The 20134-nt window shown below is 63.5% G+C and carries 17 protein-coding genes; 7 read left to right on the top strand and 10 right to left on the bottom strand.

The genetic code is table 11. The annotated features are described in order from the left end of the window. Positions 1 to 86: 86 nt before the first annotated feature. From Q0Y42_RS05310 to Q0Y42_RS05300, 3 genes are all read left to right on the top strand, one after another. Positions 87 to 1313, top strand: coding sequence for a PQQ-dependent sugar dehydrogenase (locus Q0Y42_RS05310; RefSeq protein WP_297800959.1), 1227 nt, complete (start codon positions 87 to 89; stop codon positions 1311 to 1313). 224 nt (positions 1314 to 1537) lie between these two features. Further along, entirely contained in the window at positions 1538 to 2743 is a 1206-nt protein-coding gene (locus Q0Y42_RS05305; RefSeq protein WP_297800957.1) for an acetyl-CoA C-acetyltransferase, read from the top strand. Between the two features lie 17 nt (positions 2744 to 2760). Continuing rightward, positions 2761 to 4953, top strand: coding sequence for a 3-hydroxyacyl-CoA dehydrogenase NAD-binding domain-containing protein (locus Q0Y42_RS05300; RefSeq protein WP_297800955.1), 2193 nt, complete (start codon positions 2761 to 2763; stop codon positions 4951 to 4953). A gap of 97 nt (positions 4954 to 5050) precedes the next feature. Here Q0Y42_RS05300 and Q0Y42_RS05295 read toward each other — a convergent pair whose 3' ends face one another. From Q0Y42_RS05295 to Q0Y42_RS05285, 3 genes are all read right to left on the bottom strand, one after another. Next, entirely contained in the window at positions 5051 to 5878 is an 828-nt protein-coding gene (locus Q0Y42_RS05295; RefSeq protein WP_297800953.1) for a TIGR02186 family protein, read from the bottom strand. Then, positions 5878 to 6798 (bottom strand): sulfite exporter TauE/SafE family protein, encoded by a 921-nt coding sequence (locus tag Q0Y42_RS05290; RefSeq protein ID WP_297800951.1) that lies wholly within the window; start codon positions 6796 to 6798, stop codon positions 5878 to 5880. The genes Q0Y42_RS05295 and Q0Y42_RS05290 overlap by 1 nt, the downstream gene beginning before the upstream one ends. Before the next feature lie 110 nt (positions 6799 to 6908). Beyond that, complete coding sequence (locus Q0Y42_RS05285; RefSeq protein WP_297800949.1) at positions 6909 to 9692, bottom strand: hypothetical protein; 2784 nt, start codon at positions 9690 to 9692, stop codon at positions 6909 to 6911. 213 nt (positions 9693 to 9905) lie between these two features. On the opposite strand from Q0Y42_RS05285, the gene Q0Y42_RS05280 reads away from it, so the two are divergent. Beyond that, positions 9906 to 10121: a hypothetical protein gene (locus Q0Y42_RS05280; RefSeq protein WP_297800947.1), complete on the top strand. Its 216-nt coding sequence runs from the start codon at positions 9906 to 9908 to the stop codon at positions 10119 to 10121. Between the two features lie 54 nt (positions 10122 to 10175). On the opposite strand, the gene argF is transcribed toward Q0Y42_RS05280, so the two are convergent. From argF to Q0Y42_RS05260, 4 genes are all read right to left on the bottom strand, one after another. Further along, positions 10176 to 11090 (bottom strand): ornithine carbamoyltransferase, encoded by a 915-nt coding sequence (argF, locus tag Q0Y42_RS05275; protein ID WP_297800945.1) that lies wholly within the window; start codon positions 11088 to 11090, stop codon positions 10176 to 10178. 64 nt (positions 11091 to 11154) lie between these two features. Then, on the bottom strand, positions 11155 to 12330 hold the full coding sequence (locus Q0Y42_RS05270) for an aspartate aminotransferase family protein (protein WP_297800996.1): 1176 nt from the start codon (positions 12328 to 12330) through the stop codon (positions 11155 to 11157). A gap of 188 nt (positions 12331 to 12518) precedes the next feature. After that, positions 12519 to 13454 carry a M28 family peptidase gene (locus Q0Y42_RS05265; RefSeq protein ID WP_297800943.1) on the bottom strand — a complete coding sequence of 312 codons (936 nt, stop codon included), beginning with the start codon at positions 13452 to 13454 and terminating at the stop codon, positions 12519 to 12521. A gap of 123 nt (positions 13455 to 13577) precedes the next feature. After that, on the bottom strand, positions 13578 to 14405 hold the full coding sequence (locus Q0Y42_RS05260; RefSeq protein WP_297800941.1) for an ABC transporter permease: 828 nt from the start codon (positions 14403 to 14405) through the stop codon (positions 13578 to 13580). A gap of 233 nt (positions 14406 to 14638) precedes the next feature. Between Q0Y42_RS05260 and Q0Y42_RS05255 the strand changes: the two genes are divergently transcribed. Further along, entirely contained in the window at positions 14639 to 15232 is a 594-nt protein-coding gene (locus Q0Y42_RS05255; RefSeq protein ID WP_297800939.1) for a GcrA family cell cycle regulator, read from the top strand. A 72-nt stretch (positions 15233 to 15304) separates the two neighbouring features. Here the strand turns inward: Q0Y42_RS05255 and apaG are convergent, their stop codons facing one another. Beyond that, entirely contained in the window at positions 15305 to 15712 is a 408-nt protein-coding gene (gene apaG, locus Q0Y42_RS05250) for a Co2+/Mg2+ efflux protein ApaG (protein WP_297800937.1), read from the bottom strand. Positions 15713 to 15817: 105 nt separating this feature from the next. Here apaG and Q0Y42_RS05245 point away from each other — a divergent pair, with 105 nt between their 5' ends. Next, complete coding sequence (locus Q0Y42_RS05245) at positions 15818 to 16852, top strand: 2'-deoxycytidine 5'-triphosphate deaminase (RefSeq protein ID WP_297800935.1); 1035 nt, start codon at positions 15818 to 15820, stop codon at positions 16850 to 16852. A 101-nt stretch (positions 16853 to 16953) separates the two neighbouring features. Here the strand turns inward: Q0Y42_RS05245 and Q0Y42_RS05240 are convergent, their stop codons facing one another. Continuing rightward, a complete protein-coding gene (locus Q0Y42_RS05240; protein WP_297800933.1) occupies positions 16954 to 18186 on the bottom strand; it encodes an MFS transporter in 1233 nt (410 codons plus the stop codon). A 122-nt stretch (positions 18187 to 18308) separates the two neighbouring features. Here Q0Y42_RS05240 and dapE point away from each other — a divergent pair, with 122 nt between their 5' ends. Then, complete coding sequence (gene dapE / locus Q0Y42_RS05235) at positions 18309 to 19502, top strand: succinyl-diaminopimelate desuccinylase (RefSeq protein ID WP_297800931.1); 1194 nt, start codon at positions 18309 to 18311, stop codon at positions 19500 to 19502. On the opposite strand, the gene Q0Y42_RS05230 is transcribed toward dapE, so the two are convergent. After that, the gene (locus Q0Y42_RS05230) at positions 19499 to 20020 is read right to left on the bottom strand and encodes a hypothetical protein (RefSeq protein WP_297800929.1); all 522 of its coding nucleotides are present in this window, start codon (positions 20018 to 20020) and stop codon (positions 19499 to 19501) included. The two genes, dapE and Q0Y42_RS05230, sit on opposite strands and share 4 nt — an antisense overlap. Between the last annotated feature and the right edge of the window lie 114 nt (positions 20021 to 20134).

Genomic DNA, 20134 nt, shown 5'->3' with positions numbered 1-20134 from the left:
GCTTAAACATGCTGACCTTCTTCGCATAACAATCGTCACCGTAAGACGCCCGCCCCCCTTCGCAGGTTTCACAGAGAGATATCCCGATGCGACTGACACTCCTTGTTGCCGCCAGCTCCATTTTCGCCCTGACGACAGCGTGCGGCGCAACGGGCCAGAGCGCCGCGCCTGCCCCCGTTGGCACTCCGGTCGAGACCCGCGCCCCGAGTAACCCCGACCAGAAGCCGGCTTTCGAAGGCCAGACCCGCGCGCCGGGTGTCGCGACCCAAGGTACCCTGTCCCATTCGGTGATCGCCTCGGGTCTTGAGCACCCTTGGGGACTGGCCCTGCTGCCGGACGGCAACTGGCTGGTGACGGAAAAGCCCGGCCGCCTGCGTATCGTGACCAAGGAAGGCCAGATCGGCGCGCCCATCACGGGCGTACCCGCCGTTGATTCCAAGGGGCAGGGCGGCTTGCTGGACGTGATCCTCAGCCCGACCTTCGGTCAGGACCGTCTGGTCTATTTCTCCTATGCCCAGCCGCGCGAGGGCGGTAATGGCACCGCCGTCGCCCGCGCCCGCCTGTCGGACGATAACAGCCGCCTCGAGAACCTGCAGGTCATCTTCCAGGTCGCCCAGACCTATGACGGGGACAAACACTATGGCTCGTCGCTGGCCTTCGCGCCGGACGGCAAGCTGTACATCACCATCGGCGAGCGTTCGGACAAGCCCAAGCGACCCGATGCCCAGAACCTCGGCACCCACCATGGCAAGGTTGTCCGCATCAACGCCGACGGTTCGGTGCCGCAGGACAATCCCTTCGTGGGCCGCGACGGCGCCCTGCCCCATAACTTCACCTATGGCCACCGCAACCCGCAGGGCATCGCCATCCAGCCGGGCACGGGGCGGGTCTGGACCATCGAGCATGGCACGCGCGGCGGTGACGAGCTGAACCTGATCGCGGCGGGCAACAACTATGGCTGGCCGATTGCCGGATACGGCATCGAATACAATGGCCAACCGATCCCCGGCATGAGCAGCACCGCCGAAGGTACGGTTCAGCCGGTCTATTACTGGGATCCGGTCATCGCGCCGGGCGGCATGACCTTCTATCAGGGGGCGATGTTCCCGGAATGGGAAGGCAATGCCCTGATCGGCGGTCTGGGCGGCAAGCACCTTGTCCGTCTGGTCCTAGAGAATGACCGCGTAGTCGGCGAGGAACGCCTGCTGACCGGCCTTGGCGAGCGCATCCGCGATGTCGCTGTCGCAACAGACGGTGCCGTTTGGGTCATCACCGACGAGGACAACGGCAAGCTGGTCCGTCTCGCCCGATAATACCCAAAGCAGAGGCTCGTACTGACACTATTGTCATTATGAGCCTCTCATCTTATGTGTCTCACGCGCCTTGTTACTTGACGTTGACGTAAACGTCGGTTTTCTAGGCGCAGCTTCTCGAACTGCGTCCGGATTAATTCGCGCGCGCAGATCGCAAGAACAGTCCCGTATCCCCATCTGAGTCATCAGCTGGGAACACGAACATAAAAGAGAGACGCACCAAGATGGCCGAGGCCTATATCTACGACGCCGTGCGGACCCCGCGCGGCAAGGGCAAGAAAGACGGCAGCCTTCACGAAATCACGGCGCTGAGCCTGGCTTCCCAGGTTCTGGAAGCCCTGCGCGACCGTAACAACCTCGACACCTCCAAGGTCGACGACGTTGTCATGGGCGTGGTGTCGCCGGTTGGCGAGCAAGGCTCCTGTATTGCCCGTACGGCCGTTCTGGCTGCCGGCTACTCGCAGGAAACCGCTGGCTTCCAGCTGAACCGCTTCTGCGCCTCGGGCCTCGAAGCCGTGAACGTTGCCGCTGCCAAGGTGAAGTCGGGCGAAGCCGGCATGGCCATCGGCGGTGGCGTCGAAGCCATGAGCCGCGTTCCGATGGGCTCGGACGGCGGTGCATGGCCGACCGATCCGTCGGCTGCCTTCCCGTCCTACTTCGTGCCGCAGGGCGTGTCCGCGGACATGATCGCCTCGAAGTACGGCATCAGCCGTGACGACGTGGACGCCTATTCGGTTGAATCGCACAAGCGCGCCGCCCGTTCGTGGGAAGAGAAGCGCTTTGCCAAGTCGGTCATCGCCGTGAAGGACCAGCTGGGCCTGACGCGCCTCGACCGCGACGAAACCATCCGTCCGAACACCACCATGCAGACCCTCGCGGGCCTGAACCCGTCCTTCACCATGATGGGCACCATGGGTTTCGACGCCGTGATCAACCAGCGCTATCCTGAAGTCGCCAGCGTGAACCACGTTCACACCCCGGGCAACTCCTCGGGCATCGTTGACGGCGCTGCCGGCATCCTGATCGGCTCCAAGGAAATGGGCGAGGCCCTTGGCCTCAAGCCGCGCGCCAAGATCCTCGGCGGCGCTTCGATCGGTTCGGAACCGTCGATCATGCTGACCGGTCCGGAACCGGTCACCCGCAAGCTGCTGGCCAAGCTGGGCATGTCGGTTGCCGACATCGACCTGTACGAACTGAACGAAGCCTTTGCTGCTGTGGTCCTGCGCTACATGCAAGCCCTCGACATCCCGCACGACAAGATCAACGTCTGCGGCGGCGCCATCGCCATGGGCCACCCGCTGGGTGCCACCGGTGCCATGATCCTCGGCACCGTGTTGGACGAGCTGGAACGCTCGGACAAGTCGACGGCTCTGGCCACCCTGTGCATCGGCGGCGGCATGGGTACCGCCACCGTGATCGAACGCGTCTGATCTAGGAGCGAATGACTATGGAAAACTTCAAGATCGAAATCGATGCCGACGGTATCGCCGTCGTTGCCTTCGACGTCCCGGGCCGTTCGATGAACACCCTGACCGGTGCTGTGATCAAAGAGATCCCGCAACTGGTCGAAAAGATCCAAAGCGACGACGCCATCAAGGGCGTGGTCATCACCTCGGGCAAGCAATCGGGCTTCTGCGCCGGTGCCGACCTCGGTGACATGGCTTCGGGCATGCTGTCGGGCGCCGGTGACCTGCAATCGGCTTTTGACGCCGGTTGGGCTCTGAACGGTGCCTTCCGCGCTCTGGAAACCTGCGGCAAGCCGGTGGCTGCGGCCATCAACGGCCTCGCCCTCGGTGGCGGCCTCGAGTTCACCCTCGCCTGCCACTATCGCGTCGTTGAAAACAATCCGAAGATCCAGCTGGGTCTGCCGGAAATCAAGGTCGGCCTGTTCCCGGGCGGCGGCGGCACCCAGCGTCTGACCCGCCTGATCGGCGTCCAGACCGCCCTGATGCAGATGGCCGAAGGCAAGTCGTGGCGTCCGAACGACGCCAAGTCGGCTGGCGTCGTGCACGAAGTCGTGGAAATCGGCCAGTCGGTCGAAGCGGCCAAGACCTGGATCAAGAACGGCGGCAAGGCTGTCCAGCCGTGGGATGAACCCAAGTTCAAGATCCCGGGCGGCGGTCCTTACCACCCTGCCGGTGCCCAGGTGTTCATCATGGGCAACGCCATCCTGCGCAAGAACTCGTACGGCAACTATCCGGCCGTGCTGAACATGATGAAGGCCGTCTATGAGGGCGTTCAGGTTCCGATGGATGCCGGTCTGCGTATCGAGACCCGCTACTTCATCAAGACCCTGATGACCCCGCAGGCTCAGGCCATGATCCGCTCGCTGTTCCTGTCCAAGCAGGAACTGGACAAGGGTGCCGTGCGTCCGGCTGGCGTTCCGAAGTCGGACCCGAAGAAGGTCACCGTCATCGGCGCAGGCATGATGGGTGCAGGCATCGCCTACGTCCAGGCCATGGCCGGTATCGAGACCATCCTGATCGACACCACGCAGGAAGCCGCCGAGAAGGGCAAGCAGTACGCTGTGGACCTGATCCAGAAGCGCGTCTCGCGTGGTCACATGACCCAGGAGAAGGCTGACGGCATCCTGTCGCTGATCATCCCGACCACCGACTACGACCTGATCAAGGGTTCGGATCTGGTGATCGAGGCCGTGTTCGAAAACCGCGAGATCAAGGCCACCGTCACCAAGAACGCCGAGGCCCAGCTCGAAAAGGGCGCGATCTTCGGTTCGAACACCTCGACCCTGCCGATCACCGGTCTGGCCGAGGCCTCGGTGCGTCCGGAAGACTTCATCGGCATCCACTTCTTCTCGCCGGTCGACAAGATGATGCTGGTCGAGATCATCATGGCCGAAAAGACCAGCGATGAGGCTCTGGCCAAGGCTCTGGACTACGTCCTGAAGATCAAGAAGACCCCGATCGTCGTCAACGACAGCCGCGGCTTCTACACCTCGCGCTGCTTCTCGACCTATCTCATGGAAGGTCTGGCGCTGCTGGAAGAAGGCTATTCGCCGGTCGCCATCGACAATATCGGCCGTGCCACCGGCATGCCGCGCGGTCCGCTGGAAATGCACGACGACGTCGCGCTGGACCTGTCGTACAAGATCACCAAGCAAACCAAGGAAGACCTGGGCGACGCCTATGTCCCGACCGCAGGCGAGAAGATCGTCTCGACCATGGTTGAAGGTGGCCGCTATGGCCGCAAGAACGGCAAGGGCTTCTACGACTACGACCAGAAGCCGAAGGTGATCTGGCCGGGTCTGGCCGAACTGGCTCCGACCACCAAGACCGAAGGCTTCGGCGAGACCGCTGGTGCCTTCGACACCGTCGAAGAGATCAAGACCCGTCTGCTGTACCGTCAGGCCGTCGAAGTGGCGCGCTGCTGGGCAGAAGGCGTGATCGACGATCCGCGTGAAGGCGACCTGGGTGCCATCCTCGGCTGGGGCTTCGCGCCGTGGTCGGGTGGTCCGATCACCTTCATCGACCAGATCGGTCTGGCCAAGTTCGTCGAAACCGCTGACCGTCTGGCTGCCGCCTACGGCCCGCGCTTCGAAGTGCCGCAACTGCTGCGCGACATGGCTGCCGCTGGCGAAACCTTCTACGGCAAGTTCTCGAAGTCGGCTGAAGCCGCCTAAGAGACGCCGAAAGGTAAACATGGAAAAGGGCGGCCCGTCGGGTCGCCCTTTTTTAGTGCCCTATCGCTCGCGACGCGGTCGCTCGCTGCTTGAGGGGTTAGCGGTTACGGAAGATGCGCGAGGCGGCATAGCCGACCGCCATGGCGATCAGCACACACAGCACGCCGTACATCCAAGGTCGGCGGTGGGCGAACTGGTAAATGCGGCGCTCCAGTCCGACCTTTTCGACTGTCAGGGTCATGTTGGACACCGAGATCGGCGCCCCTTCCTGAAACAGCCAGACCTCGGCGTAATAGGTGCCAGTAGGGGCGGTAGCGGGCAGATCGACCTCGGCGCGGAAAAGGCCGCGATCGACAAAACGCACGCCCTGCGGATTGGCACGATAGAGTCCCGCCGACTCCTTCAAACGGATCACGGCGCGGCGCCAGTCCAGATAGTCCTCGCCCAGACGGCTGATGACCACATCGCGCACACCATAGCGGGTGACGGTGGTGGCCTCCTCGGGCGCATTGATCCGCAGGTGATCGACTCCCACGCCCAAACGGCGCAACTGGCCGAAATCCGCGACATCGGCCAAGGGACGGGTCGAGGCCGTCATGTAGAAGCCGGGTGCCCCTTCGAACACCACCGGACGGCTGTTCAGCCAGACGCCATTGTGGCGCGTCTTTTTCACCAGCCGCACCGTTTCGTCCGGTCCGCGCACCACGAGAACCACATCGGTGGGCGTGTCGGTCGGATTGAACACAGCCCCGTACAGCACGATAGACGCACCGCTGAAGCGGGTATCGACCTTGATCTGGGTGTCGGTCAGCGCCGCCGCGACGCGCACCTCGCGCGCGGTATCGACGCTTTGTTCCGGCGCAGGGGGTGCGGCAATCGTCTCGACGACAGCGGGCGGCTCGGGGGGAAGCTCCTGAAACATCATCACCCCACACCCGGTGCGATAACGAACAGCTCGCCGGGACGGACAAACAGTTCCAGCCCCATCTGGATACCCACCAGCAACACGATCAGCCCCAGCGCTGCGCGCATTTCTTCAGCGCGGAAACGACCCGACAGGCGCGCACCATACTGGGCGCCGACCACCCCGCCCAGCAGAAGGATCATCGACAGGACGATATCGACCGTCTGGTTACGTCCCGCCTGCAGGATGGTGGTGATGGCCGTGGTGATGATGATCTGGAACAGACTGGTGCCGACGACCACGCTGGCCTTCATGCGCAGGATGTAGAGCATGGCCGGCACAAGGATGAAGCCGCCGCCCACCCCCATGATGGCCGACAGGACACCGGCGAACACGCCCAACCCGAACGGCGGAATGGCGCTGATGTACAGGCCCGAGCGCGGGAAGCGCATACGCAGCGGCAAGCCGTACAGCCACATCGGGCGGCGGCGCTCCTTGCGCGGCGGCGTCTCGCCCCGAACGCGCTGAAGGATTTTGGTCAGGCTCTCGAACACCATCATCGAGCCGATGGAGCCAAGGAAGATCAGATAGGAAACCGCCACCACCAGATCGGCCTGCCCCAAGAGGCGCAGGTAGCGGAACAACTCGACCCCGACGAGGGCACCCAGCACACCGCCCACGGCCATGATGCCGCCGATCTTGTAATCGACTCCCTTCATCATGGTGTAGCGGATGACGCCCGAGGTCGAGGAGGCGACGACGTGGCTGGCCTGACTGGCGACAGCCACCGTCGGCGGGATGCCCATGAAGACGAGGATGGGGGCCATCAGGAAGCCACCACCGATCCCGAACAGTCCCGAGACAAAGCCCACCGTCGCCCCCAACAACATCAGGAGCGGCCAGTTCACCGAGACTTCGGCGATCGGCAGATAAATATCCACAGTACGCGCCTTCGGGTTGCAGGGTACAGGCATCGGGAACGCCACGAGGCGTTCCTAAGGCTTTAACCAAGGGGGCGCGAAGAAACCACCCCTACCCTAGCCGAGGTTGATCAGGCCAAAGGCTGAACATTGAAGTCGTCGGCCATGTCGCGGGCCTGACGGCGTTCCTCTGCAGTAAGGCTGGTGGTCAGTCGCTGAACCGATTCAAGCGCCTGCTGGTCTCCGCGACGGGCGGCGATCATGTACCAGGTGAAGGCCTGAACGCGGTCCGCCGGAACGCCCTTCACACCCTTCTCGTACAGGTGCGCGAGGTTGTACTGGCTGTCGACGCGACCGGCCTCGGCCGAGCGGCGCATCCAATGCACCGCGGCAGCCTCGTCACGGGCACCACCCACGCCGTCATAAAGCTGGGTGGCATAGTGCTGCATGGCCCGCGCATCGCCAGCCTCGGCGGCGCGGCGCACCCATTCACGCGCCTCGACCAGATCAACACCGACACCTAGACCGCCATCGGTATAGAGGGCCGCCAGACGCATCTGCGCCGGAACATAGCCCAGCTCTGCCGAGCGGGTCAGAGGCTCGATACCCGAAGGATCGCCATTGTCGATCAGGGCGACCGCACGTTCAAAGATCGCCTTGCCCTCGGTCTCGGCAACCTCACGCGACGGAACCGCATCGGTCGGCGTCGCATCCAGTGCCAGAGCCGCCATCGGGGCCCCCGCCTCGACCGGCTCCTTGCCCATCGGCGTCGACAGGTCCTGACCGCGCATCAGCTTGAGCGTGCCATAGCCACCGCCGCCAACCACCAGCATGGCCAGCGCCGACACCTTCAGCGCCTGACCAAAGGTGGAGCTGTCGCGCTCGGCCTTGCGGTTCAGCTTTTGCTGCAGGGCGGAGGTGCCACCCTTCTTGCGCAGCTTGAGGCCAAAGGTCTTAAGGGGCGCTTCCTCGACGGCCTCTTCGGCAATGGCGGCCCGCGCGCTGTCGATCACATCCCGCGTCGTCGGCTGGGGCGTCAGCGAGAAGTCATCCAGAGCCGTATCAAAGACGTCCTGAGCCGCCTCAACCGCTTGGTCGGTGTCGGCGTACAGGTCCTCATCGCTCGCAGCGACAGGGACTTCTTCCGGGGCTTCTTCTTCCGCAGCCTTTTCCTCGGCGGCTAGAAACTCGCCGAAGTCAAATGCACCGGCATCCTCTTGCGGCGCGGCGGCGAACTGTTCGATCAACTCCGGCTGCGGCTCTTGCGGCTGCACGGCGTGGATGTCGCCAAAGACGTCCTCGGGCGCATCAGAGCCTTCAAAGATTGCCGGATAGGGATCGGCCTCGGCGACCGGAGCCGAGATCTCGCTGACGGCGGCGTCCAGATCGTCTTCCAGGCTGCCGAACGGGCGCAAGGTGTCCGCCGACGGGAAGGGATCGACCGCCAGTTCCGCCGCGACCGTATCGGCCCAGCCCGGCGTAGCCTGCGCTTCGGGTGCAGCCGGTTCGGCACGCGATGCCACCACCGCGCGCCAGTCATCCAGAATGGTCTGGGCGGGAGGGCTGTCCTGTGTCGAGCCAAACAGCGAGGCCGCGGGCGATTCCGGAATGAACTCCGGCACGCTGTCGAAGGTGTCCGACGGCGGCACTTCGGCGGTCAGGCGCGGGGCATTGAACGAGGCCGAAGCCTCGCGACGGGCCCGCTGCTCCCGCGCTTCGTCCAGAAGTTTACGGGTGCGTTCCTCGCTTTGGCGCAGACGCTCGGCCAGATCGCTGGTCGTATCATCGGAGCGGCGCTCCAGACGCTCGGCGCTTTCATTCAGACGGCGGCTGATGTCGTCGATCGCCTGTGTCGAGCGACGCTCGGTCTGGGCGATCCGTTCCGACAGGCGGTCCGAGATGCGGGTGATCTCATTGCCCAGTCGTTCCAGAGCCAGAGCGTGCTGGTCCTCGTGACGGGTCAGGCGGCTCTCGATCGTCTCGGACTGGCGGGCGATCTCGCGATCCAGCTTCTCGTCCAGAACGCGGCCGAGTTCCGCCAGACGCTGGTCAACCGAAGCCTCGGCGCGGCTCGCGGCGGCGGCCTCTTCGACCGCCTGCATGCGGGTGTGCATGTTGCGGGCGATGCGCATGACCTCTTGGCCCATGGCCTCGACGGCGCGGGCGGCGCGTTGCTCGGCAGCCTTGGTCTGGGCTCCCAGTTGGGCCACGACCTGTTCCACGCGGGCCAGACGGGCGCTGTCCGCCACGCCGTTCAGCTTGCCCAGCAGTTCCTGACGGTTGGCCTCGATCTGTTCACGCAGGCTGTCAGCCAGCTGCGTCAGAGCGCCCTCGGCACCGGCGGGGCGGGCCTCGACCTGACCCAGTCGTTGCTCCAAGGCCGCGAACGAACGCTCCATGCCCTGAAGGGCCAGACGCGTGGCGTTTTGGGCCTGATCCAGACGCTGTCCGAGGTCGGAGACACCAGCCGAACCGTCACGGCTTTCCAGCGCCCGCAGACGCTGGTGCCCTTCGCGCAGTTCACGGCCGATATCGTCCAGACGACGCTCGCGCTGGCTGTCCTGCTCGCGGTCCGACTCCATGCGGCGCATCAGGGTGGAGACAGCCTGATCGATACCCTGAATGGCAGAAGCCGAGCGACGCTCGGTCGCTTCCAGCCGTTCGCCCAGTTCGGCGATCAGCGCATTGAGGGTGAAGTTGGTCTCGGTTTCGTCCTCGCTGCGGCGGCGCTGGCTGCGACGGTCCAGCCCGTCGCTCAGGAGCATACGGCGCGTACCGTCATCCTCGGGCTCATCCATGATGACCGAGTTCAGCCATTCGCCCAGAGTCATACCCGAGCGCCGCGCCAGATCTTTTGCGATCTCGCGCGCTCTGGGGTCGATTCCCTTAACGCTCCACGGCGCCGTTGCGCTCACTGATTCGTCTCCCGCGGCCCCAGAAAAAGGGCACCCAAACACAGCATAAAGTGGATCAGAACTTATATAACCACAATATATTGATCCGACGACGCCGGAAGGCCCGCATACAAAAGCTGGACCGTTGTGACCTTGGTTAACAGAAGGTTGCTGATTTGCCAGCCCACAACTTCAAGGCTTGCGTAAAGAATTCCGTTAGGCCACGTGGAGCGGATGAGCCTGAATCTCACCCTCATCCTTCTGTTCATTGCCGCATCCCTGACCGCGCTGTGCGGTTGGAGGGGAGCAAGGCCGCTCGATCTTTCCCGCGCCAAGCCGCGTATGATGCCGTGGCGCTTTCTGATGCTGGTGTTTGCAGCCTTGTGCATGCTGCTGCTGATCCATGTCGCCGGACTGTTCGGTGCCGGTCCACAGCCCGTGACCTATTAACGAAAAAGGCCGGCGCTTTCGCACCGGCCTTTCCTAATAGGCTATTCGACAGGCTTAGCCCGCAAAGCACCATGCCAGAACCGACTTCTGGGCGTGGATGCGGTTTTCGGCTTCATCGAAGATCAGCGACTGCGGGCCGTCGATGACCTCATCGGTCACTTCCTCGCCGCGGTGGGCGGGCAGGCAGTGCAGGAAGACCGCGCCCTCGTTGGCTTGGTCCATCAGGCCCTGATCGACGGTGTAGGGCTCGAACGCGGCCAGACGGGCCTCATAGTCCTTGTCGCCCATCGACACCCAGGTGTCAGTGACCACAACGTCGGCACCCTTTACGGCCTCGGCCGGATCGCTGGTCAGGAAGACGCGGTCACCGCCCTTTTCCAGATCGCGCAGGTCAGGGTGGTATTCCGCAGGGCAGGCCACACGCAGCTTGAAGCCGAACTTGGGCGCAGCGTGCATGAAGCTGTGGCAGACATTGTTGCCATCACCCACCCACGCAATCGTCTTGCCAGCGACATTGCCGAGGTGCTCTTCGATCGTCAGCAGGTCGGCCAGAATCTGGCACGGGTGCGAACGGTCGGTTAGGGCGTTGACGACCGGCACGGTCGAGACGCGGGCGAAACGCTCGACGTCCTCATGGTCATTGGCGCGGATCATGACCGCATCCACCATGCGCGACAGAACCTTGGCGGTGTCCTCGATCGGCTCGCCACGACCCAGCTGCATGTCCGACGCATTGGCGATGATCGCCTGACCACCCAGTTGGCGGATGGCGGCGTCAAAGCTGAAGCGCGTACGGGTCGAGTTCTTCTCGAAGATCATCGCCAGAACGCGGTCCTTGGCAGGAGCATCGGCGTCGACCTTGCCCTTGGGCCAGCCCTTGCGGGCCTGCTTGCGGGCGTGGGCATCATCCAGAATACCGCGCAGGTCTTCGGCGGACAGGCGGTGGATGTCGAGGAAGTGGCGGACCATCTTGGTCTCCGTCGTTTCGAATGGAGGGCCGGAACGTCCGACCCTCCTCAAGCTACTGTGGGGTTCAGCCAGCCACCTGGCTGCGGGCGTATTCGCAGGTCTTTTCCAGACGGGCCACGGCTTCGCGGGCTTCGTCCAGTGTGATGTTCAGCGGCGCGAGGACACGCACCAGATTGTCACCACCGCCAGCGACCAGAAGCTGGGCTTCGTCGCGGGCCCAGCCCATAAAGTCGCGGTTGTTCGGGATCAACTTCAGACCCATCAACAAGCCCTTGCCGCGCACCTCGGCGATCACGTCCGGATAGCGTTCCTGAAGACCGGCGAACTGCTGCTTCAGATAGCCCGCGACTTCGTTGACGTTGTTCAGGATCTCGTCCGAGGAGATGATCGAGAAGGCTTCCTTGGCCACAGCCATGGCCAGCGGGTTGCCGCCGAAGGTCGAGCCGTGCGCGCCTGCGGTCATGCCCGAAGCGGCTTCGGCGGTGGCAAGGCAGGCCCCGATCGGGAAGCCGCCGCCCAGAGCCTTGGCCACAGCCATGATGTCCGGCGTCATGCCCGCCCATTCATGGGCCCACAGCTTGCCGGTACGGCCCATGCCGCATTGCACTTCGTCGAAGATGATCAGGACGCCGTGCTTGTCGGCCATCTCGCGCATCCAGCGCAGGTCCTCTTCCGGCGTGGCGCGGCAGCCGCCCTCGCCCTGAACCGGCTCGAGGATGATGGCGGCGGTCGTCGGGGATTCAAACGCCTTGGTCAGGGCGTCCTTGTCGCCCCACTTCAGCTGGAAGAAGCCCTGCATCGGCGGGCCAAAGCCCTCGGTGTAGTTCGGGTTGGCCGCAGCGTTGATGCCGCCATAGGTACGGCCATGGAACGAGCCGTCGAAACCATAGATGTCGATGCGCTCAACATTGCCCTTGGCATAGTGGTATTTGCGCGCGGTCTTGATCGCGCATTCCACAGCCTCGGTGCCGGAGTTGGCAAAGAACACCACATCGGCGAACGACTTTTCGCACAGCATGTCGGCCAGTTCGTCCTGACCGGGGATGCGGTAGATGTTCGAGACGTGCCACAGCTTGTCGGCCTGCGTCTTCAGCGCTTCGACAAGCTTGGGATGGGCGTGGCCCAGCGCATTGGTCGAAATACCGGACACGCAGTCCAGATATTCCGTACCATCCTTAGCCCACAGTCGGGTGCCTTGACCGCGCTCCACTTCCAGCGGTGCACGATTGTAAACGCCCATCAGATGACCGGACACGGCAAGCTCCTGAAATGAGAGACGGCCCCGCCGCTGCACGACGGGACCGCTAAAAAGGGTTCAAGCCTTGTCCGACGATGATGCCCCATAGTCAACACCGCGGCCCGGCCGTTTCCGGGCTTTTATTGCGGCGATAAGGTTACGTCGGCCCAGGGTCATTACCGAATAGGCCCTTAGGGCTGGGTGCCGTCGATCCGGACAACCAGTTGGGTCAGGAAATCTGCAAAGGCCGCAACGTCGGCGGGGTTCAGCTTGTCGAGCGTATCTTCATGGGTGTGGATGTTCTGGAAGACGTCCGGCACGAAGCCGTCGCGCAGGCCGTTGTCCTCGCCGCCGTTAAAGGCCAGCCACATCTGGCGCGCACCGACGGGGTTCTGGATGCCCAGCGACAGCACCGGAAGATTGGCGGCGGTAAAGACGCGGTCCTCGCTCGGCGGATAGACGGGGAATGCGACGCAATCGACATCCCGTTCGGCGCAGTGGACACGCAGATCACGCACCAGACCGCGCGAAGCCTCGCCGTTGTTCAGGCCATACATGACCGTGCGGCCATAGGCGGCCACGTCCACATTGATGGCTGCCGCGATACGGCTCTTGTCCGTCTGTTCCAGCCATTTGCGCGCGCCGATCAGGCCGAGTTCCTCCTGATCGGTCAGCACCACCACGATACGGTGCTTCAGGCTCGACACCGGAAGCGCCTTGGCCGCCATCAGTACTGCCAGCGTCCCGCCCGCATTATCGACGACGCCATGCGAAAAGGCCCCGTCACGCAGCACAGCAGCGTCATAGTGGGCGGTCAGGACGATGTCCTTGTCGCCCTCGCCGAGGGTGATGACGACATTGTTGCCCGCCATCGGGCCTGTGCGCTGGTTGCCACCCTCAAAGGCATGCAGGGAATAGGGAACGCCTGCGGCATCCAGCTGTGACTTCAGCACTTCCAGCCGTTCGGGATTGGAGCCGCGCACCATGGCGCTGGCTGCCGAACGGATGGCGTCCAGCGACGGATCAGCCGCTTCGGGCTGCTGCGCCCATGCACCGCCCGCAACGGCCAGAGCAGCCACTTGGGCCGCAATAAAGGCCGCGCAGCCTGTAAGTTGACGAATACGCATGTCTATTTCCCCATCAAGCCAGCCAGTGCTGTTTGCCTATGGGTTAGCGGTCCGTCCAAACACTGGCCAGAAAAAAGGACCGGCCACCGACCGGTCCTTTTTCAGGATGACCTGTTTTCAGGATCAGCTCTTCAGGCGCCAGCCGGACTTGAACACCATCCAGCAGATCACGCCCAGCACCACCGTCAGGATGCCGCTGATGGCGATACCGACCATCAGATTGCTTTCGGCATTGCCGATGAAGCCCGCGCGGAAACCGTCGATCAGATAGAAGAACGGGTTGAAGTGGCTGATGGTGTCAAACGGCGCGGGCAGGTTGTCGACCAGATAGAAGGTGCCCGACAGGAAGGTCATCGGCATGACGACAAAGTTCTGAACCGCCGACAGATGGTCGAACTTCTCAGACCACAGGCCGGCCAGCACGCCGACCATACCCATCAGCAGCGACGACATCAGGCCGAACCAGACGATCAGCAGGATGTTGCTGATGCCCAGCTTGGCGAACGGCAGGACACAGATGGCCGTCACCAGACCCACGACGATACCGCGCGTCGCAGCACCGAGGCTGAAACCGATGGTCAGTTCCAGCGGGCTGAGCGGCGGGGTCAGGAAGTCGGTCGCCGTGCCCATGATCTTGGCCTGGATCAGGCTGGACGAAGCATTGGCGAAGGCGTTCTGCAAGATGGCCATCATGATCAGGCCCGGTGCCACGAACTCGGCAAAGGGCGTGCCGTGAAGCGGCGGACGCGCGCCCTGAAGCGCGACCACAAACACCATCATGTACAGAAGCGTCGTGACGACAGGGGCCGCCACGGTCTGGGCGCCCACCTTCCAGAAGCGGCGCACCTCGCGCAGATAGAGTGTACGCAAGCCCACCCAGTTCACGCCCGCATGTCGACGCGGTTGGTGAAGGGAGGAAACGGTCTGTTCTGACGGGTTCTGCAAGGTCATAAGCGCCCAAATGCGCACAGTTAGGCTGTTTCGCAAGGTGCCCGTTGTTAGACGAACACTAAATAAAGTGAGTCAAAACGGGACATTAACCATACTACATCTGGTTTCTGTGGACAGCCGAATCTCCACATATTGCGTGTTTTAACCAGTGAATTACGATTGGCGCCAATGAGGAGCGCTAATTACGGCCCTCCGACACAAGATATTGAATCCGACTTCCCTTGGAGGGTGGCATGAACGCAGGCTGGACCGAAGATCGCGTAGGCGCTCTGAAGAAACTGTGGCTTGAAGGTCAATCGGCCTCCCAGATCGCCAAGGCTCTGGGTGGCGGCGTGACCCGCAACGCTGTGATCGGCAAGGTGCACCGTCTGGGCCTTTCGGGCCGCGCGGCACCGTCGCAACCGGCACGCACGACTTTCCGCACGGCTCGTCCGAGCGCAACCAAGGCTGCTGCTGCAGCGGCTGCAACTCCGGCAGCACCGGCTCCGGCTGCTGCTCCGGCTCAACCGACCCAAGCTCCGTCGGCTCCGCGCCGTATCGAAGCTGTGGCTCCGCGTCCGGCCGCTGTGCCGACGCAGGTGGCCCAACCGTCCGCTCCGGCTCCGATGCCGGAACTGCCGGGCACGGCAACCGTCCTGACGCTGGGCGCACACATGTGCAAATGGCCGATCGGCGACCCGTCCTCGCGTGAGTTCTCCTTCTGCGGCCGTCGCGCCTCGGAAGGCGTCTACTGCGTCGAGCACGCCCGCGTGGCCTATCAGCCGCAGGTCAAGAAGACCAAGGACGGCGCGTCGGAACTGGCCCGTAGCCTCCGTCGCTACATCTAAGTTTCCGTTCGACGGAAATCTCGAGAAGATCAGGGCGTAGCGGGCAACCGTTACGCCCTTTTCTTATGCGCCCTAGTTCAGGGTGCGACGGGTATCGGGCACGTCGAGGCTGAAATGGGGAATGGCGATCTCGAACATCCGCCCCTCTTCGTCCTGACAGTAATAGGCCCCCACCATCGATCCCGACGGCGTGGTCAGCGGACAACCCGAGGCATAGGAGAAGCTGTCGCCCGGCTCGATCACGGGCTGCTCGCCGACAACGCCCGATCCGCGGACTTCCTCGACGCGGCCCAACGCATCGGTAATGGTCCAGCGACGGGCCACGACCTGTACCGTTGCCCCCGTCAGATTGACGATCTCGATCTGATAGGCCCACACCCAGTGGCCGGCCTCGGGGTCGGATTGGGCGGCGAGAAACGACGGCTGGACGCGAACGACCATACCTTCTGTCTCGGCGCTATAGGCAGAACCATGAACCATGCGCTATATGCGTCCCGCCGTACGCGGGGTTCAAGCAGACTCTCGTTCCAAACTGATGTTTTCTGGGCGAGACAGGCGGAAAAATCCGTGTGAGAACAGGACGGCATGACCAAGTTCACTCTTCCCGACCAAGCCGGCATCATCCCGTTTCAGGGCATCGAGACCCTGATCGCGACGGGGGCCATCACCAGCCAGACCGCTTTTGATACCGATCAGGTCCAACCGGCCAGTCTGGACCTGCGCCTGTCGGACGTGGCGTGGCGTGTCCGCGCCAGCTTCCTGCCGGGCAAGCGCAAGGTCGAGGACCGCATCAAGGATGTGGCCATGCACGCCATCGACCTGTCGGGTGGCTATGTTCTGGAAAAGGGCTGCGTCTATATCGCCCGCCTGCAGGAACACCTGTCCCTTCCCAAGGGGCTGAACGCCCGCGCCAATCCGAAATCCTCGACGGGCCGCGTCGATGTGTTCGTGCGTCTGCTGACCGACAAGGGCCAGAGCTTCGACGACGTCGATGAAGGCTATGAAGGCCCGCTGTATCTGGAAATCGCGCCCCAGACCTTCTCCATCCTCGTGCGTCCGGGCACGCGCCTGAACCAGCTGCGCCTCAAGGCCGGCGAGCCGCCGCGCCTGGAAACCCGCAGCGTTGGCGTCGATCTGATGCCCGGTGCCAATGGCATCGTCGGCTTCCGTGGCCGCCGCCATGCGGGTGTGGTCGATCTGGAGAATATTGACGGTCACGACCCGCGCGACTTCTGGGAACCCCTGACCCTGCGTGATGGCGACCTGCTGCTCGATCCGGGCGAGTTCTACATTCTTGCCTCCAGCGACGACGTGGAAATCCCCGTCGACCAAGCCGCTGAAATGACCCCGATTGACCCCTCGGTCGGCGAGTTCCGTGTCCACTATGCAGGCTTCTTCGATCCGGGCTTCGGCACGGATGAGGCGCACGGCGCAGGCTCCAAGGGCGTGCTTGAGGTTCGCACCCACGACACCCCCTTCCTGCTGGAACACGAACAGACCGTCGCCCGACTGGTCTATGAACCCCTGACCGAGCGCCCCACCCGCCTCTATGGCGAAGGCGGCAGCCACTACCAGAAACAGGGCCTGAAGCTGTCCAAACACTTCCGCGAGTGGAAATAGGCGGGCTACACCAGAGTACTTCCAAATGTCCTCAAGCAGCGAGCCTCCGCGAGGCAAGCGTTAGGACAAAAAAGCCCCGCTCGTGAGCGGGGCTTTTTCGTTCAGGAAAGCCGATCAGCTTTCCGAAGAGACGGGAAGACCTTGGCCCAGATGCCGGTGGCGGCCAGAGCGCCGAAACCGCCGAAAACAGCCGCTCCAATCGGTCCGAGCATACGAACCATCACACCCGAATAGGCTTCGCCCAGTTCGTTCGATGCGCCGATGAACAGCATGGACACCGACGACACCCGCCCGCGCATGTGATCGGGCGTGGCCAACTGGATCAGGGTCTGGCGCACATTGACGCTGATCATGTCCGCCGCTCCGCCGATGAACAGCACCAGTGCCGACAGCCAGACGATCTTGGACAGGCCGAAAACGATGGTGCAGATGCCGAACACCGCCACCGCTGCAAACATCCACAGCCCGCCATTCTTCTGGATCGGAAAGCGGCTGAGCCACAGAGCCATGAACAGCGCCCCGACACCGAAGGCCGCCCGAAGGAAGCCAAAGCCCATCGGCCCCACATGCAGGATGTCACGCGCAAAGATCGGCGTCAGCAGGGCCACGCCTGCAAACAGCACCACGATCAGATCCAGCGAAATCGCGCCCAGTACGATCTTGGTCTTCCACACATAGGCCAAACCTTCCTTGACCAGTTCGACCGGCGAATGGGTCGATACGACCTGGGGCTTGCCCGAGGTCTTGATCATCAGGAAACAGCCGATAGCGATCAGGAATAGCGCCGCCGCCGAGGCATAGGCCAGCGGTACGGTAATGCCGACGATCACCCCACCCAAAGCAGGGCCCGCGATGGCTCCGGTCTGGAAGGCGATAGACTGGGCCGCGATGGCGGCAGGCAGAGCCTTGCGTCCCACCACCATCGGCAGGAAGGCTTGCGAAGCCGGAGCCAGAAAGGCCCGCGCCGCCCCGAACACCGCCGCCACAGCCAGCAGCCCCCAAAGGGGCGGCGAGCCGTGCCACGCCATGGCCAGAAAGATCGCCGCGCACACAGCCTCGACTACGATCGACAGGGTTACCGTATTCTTGCGGTCGCGCCGGTCAGCCATGGCCCCCGCAGGCAGTGTGAAGGCCAGAAGCGGCAGGAACTGGCACAGGCCCACCAGCCCCAGATAAAGACTGGCCTGTTCGATCGGGTGATCGCGGCGCGCGATCTCATAAACCTGCCATAACAGGGCCGAGGACTGGATCTGGATGGCGAGAACCGCCACCACGCGTCCAATCCACAAAAGGCGGAAATCCGGAATCTTCCACGGGCTGGAAGGTCCCTCCAAGGGCGTCTCATCCGCAGTGCGGGGGTTTTCGGTCGTCACTGATCAAAAATCTCGGCAAATGGAGAGGACAGGCGCAAGATCGCCCTTCTCGTTACAGGCTTACCTGCCTAAAGCATCGAAGTATGAACAGCACATCAAATTCCGTTCTCGATCCTGTCGAACTGACGCGCGCCCTGATCCGCCGCCCGTCGGTGACGCCTGCCAACGAAGGCGCGATGGAAGTGCTGGAGAAAGCTCTGGTCGAGCTGGGCTTCACCTGCCGCCGTATGGAGTTTTCGGGCCCCAGCGGTGAAGGCGTGGATGCGCCCATCGTCAACCTTTATGCCCGTCGCGGCACGGCCTCTCCCAACATCTGTTTCGCGGGCCATACCGATGTGGTGCCCACCGGTGCGACCGAGCAATGGACCACCGGCCCGTTCGAGGGCGAGACCCGCGACGGCATCCTTTATGGCCGCGGTGCCGTAGACATGAAGGGCGGGATCGGCGCGTGGGTCGCGGCCCTGTCGCAGATCCTGTCCGAAGGTGAGGTCGAAGGCTCGCTGTCCCTTCTGATCACCGGTGATGAAGAAGGCCCCGCCCTTCACGGCACCAAGCGTGTGGTCGAGACCCTGATGGGCGAGGGCGAGGTGATCGACGCCTGTATCGTCGGCGAGCCGTCATCGTCGGCGCAGCTGGGCGACATGATCAAGGTCGGGCGTCGCGGCTCGATCAACAGCTGGTTCACCGTCCACGGCAAACAGGGCCACGTCGCCTATCCCGAACGCGCCGCCAATCCGGCCCCCGTCATCGCCGAACTGTTGACGCGCCTGAACGCGCGTGTGCTGGACGAAGGCTATCCCGAGTTCCCGCCGTCGAACCTCGAAATCACCACCATCGACATCGGCAATACGGCGACCAACATCATCCCCGCCGTGGCCCGCGCCCGTACCAACATCCGCTTCAACCCCACCCATCAGGGTGCGGAACTGGCCGAGTGGATGACCAAAGAAGCGGGCCAGCTGCAAGCCGAAACGGGCCTGAAGATCGATGTCGAGCACATGATCTCGGGCGAGGCCTTCCTGACCCAGAACGATGCCTTCATCGGCGGGGTTCAGGATGCGGTGGAGAAGGCCGTTGGCCGTCGCCCCGTCGCCTCGACCAGCGGCGGCACGTCGGATGCCCGCTTTATTCGCTACATGTGTCCGGTGCTGGAACTGGGCCTCGTCGGCCAGACCATGCACCAGATCGACGAGCGCGTACCCGAACAGGAACTGCGCGACCTTACGGCCATCTATGTCGAGGTTATCCGCGCCCTGTTCGAGCGCATGAAGGCCTAGAACAGGCCATCAAGGAAGGCGGTGCCCAGCGCCGCCTGACCCGCCTGCCCTTGATAAAGGGACCGCGTCGGGCCAAGGCCATAGGCGGAGGCGCGGGTAAAGGTCGGGTCCGTTTCCGGCGGCGCTCCCAGCGCCACCGTGCCCCACAGCCGATAGGGATCGATCTTGGCCGCTGTCAGATAGCGCCTGTCCCGCGCGACCAGCAGAACGACCGATGCGCCAGCCGCCTCGCCCCACAGGGCAAAGCGGCCATCCAGCGACAGACCATCAGCCCGAGCGAGCAGCTGCGACAGGGCACGCACGACATCGGATGTGTGGGCCTGAAGCCCATGGCGCGACGGTCTGCGGTCTATGAGAGCCACCGTCATGCCCCGAGACACCAGACGACGGGCCGTGCGCTCCATCGCGCCGGACGGCCTCTCAGTGGCATCGCCAACCATGATGACCAGCGGATGCGGCCCCTGCCCCCGCGCGGGATAAAGGCGCAGCGTCTGGCGCGGATCAGGTCCGTAGGCCATCCGCCCATCGGCCCCAAACGACCTGCCCCACGCCGGTAATGCCAGCCCCGCCGTCACCATCCCCGCCGTGGCGCATAGTGCGCGCCGCGTCATTCCATCCCTCGCCATTCGCCC

Origin of the sequence: uncultured Brevundimonas sp., assembly GCF_947305955.1 — a bacterium.
Classification (GTDB): domain Bacteria; phylum Pseudomonadota; class Alphaproteobacteria; order Caulobacterales; family Caulobacteraceae; genus Brevundimonas.
This window is presented reverse-complemented; position numbering and strand designations above follow the sequence as displayed.

Bases quoted from the DNA above. Each gene is read 5' to 3' on its own strand.
- Q0Y42_RS05310 (WP_297800959.1), top strand. From the start codon at position 87: ATGCGACTGACACTCCTTGTTGCCGCCAGCTCCATTTTCGCCCTGACG.
- Q0Y42_RS05305 (WP_297800957.1), top strand. From the start codon at position 1,538: ATGGCCGAGGCCTATATCTACGACGCCGTGCGGACCCCGCGCGGCAAG.
- Q0Y42_RS05300 (WP_297800955.1), top strand. From the start codon at position 2,761: ATGGAAAACTTCAAGATCGAAATCGATGCCGACGGTATCGCCGTCGTT.
- Q0Y42_RS05295 (WP_297800953.1), bottom strand. From the start codon at position 5,878: ATGATGTTTCAGGAGCTTCCCCCCGAGCCGCCCGCTGTCGTCGAGACG.
- Q0Y42_RS05280 (WP_297800947.1), top strand. From the start codon at position 9,906: ATGAGCCTGAATCTCACCCTCATCCTTCTGTTCATTGCCGCATCCCTG.
- argF (WP_297800945.1), bottom strand. From the start codon at position 11,090: ATGGTCCGCCACTTCCTCGACATCCACCGCCTGTCCGCCGAAGACCTG.
- Q0Y42_RS05270 (WP_297800996.1), bottom strand. From the start codon at position 12,330: ATGGGCGTTTACAATCGTGCACCGCTGGAAGTGGAGCGCGGTCAAGGC.
- Q0Y42_RS05265 (WP_297800943.1), bottom strand. From the start codon at position 13,454: ATGCGTATTCGTCAACTTACAGGCTGCGCGGCCTTTATTGCGGCCCAA.
- Q0Y42_RS05260 (WP_297800941.1), bottom strand. From the start codon at position 14,405: ATGACCTTGCAGAACCCGTCAGAACAGACCGTTTCCTCCCTTCACCAA.
- Q0Y42_RS05255 (WP_297800939.1), top strand. From the start codon at position 14,639: ATGAACGCAGGCTGGACCGAAGATCGCGTAGGCGCTCTGAAGAAACTG.
- apaG (WP_297800937.1), bottom strand. From the start codon at position 15,712: ATGGTTCATGGTTCTGCCTATAGCGCCGAGACAGAAGGTATGGTCGTT.
- Q0Y42_RS05245 (WP_297800935.1), top strand. From the start codon at position 15,818: ATGACCAAGTTCACTCTTCCCGACCAAGCCGGCATCATCCCGTTTCAG.
- dapE (WP_297800931.1), top strand. From the start codon at position 18,309: ATGAACAGCACATCAAATTCCGTTCTCGATCCTGTCGAACTGACGCGC.
- Q0Y42_RS05230 (WP_297800929.1), bottom strand. From the start codon at position 20,020: ATGGCCTACGGACCTGATCCGCGCCAGACGCTGCGCCTTTATCCCGCG.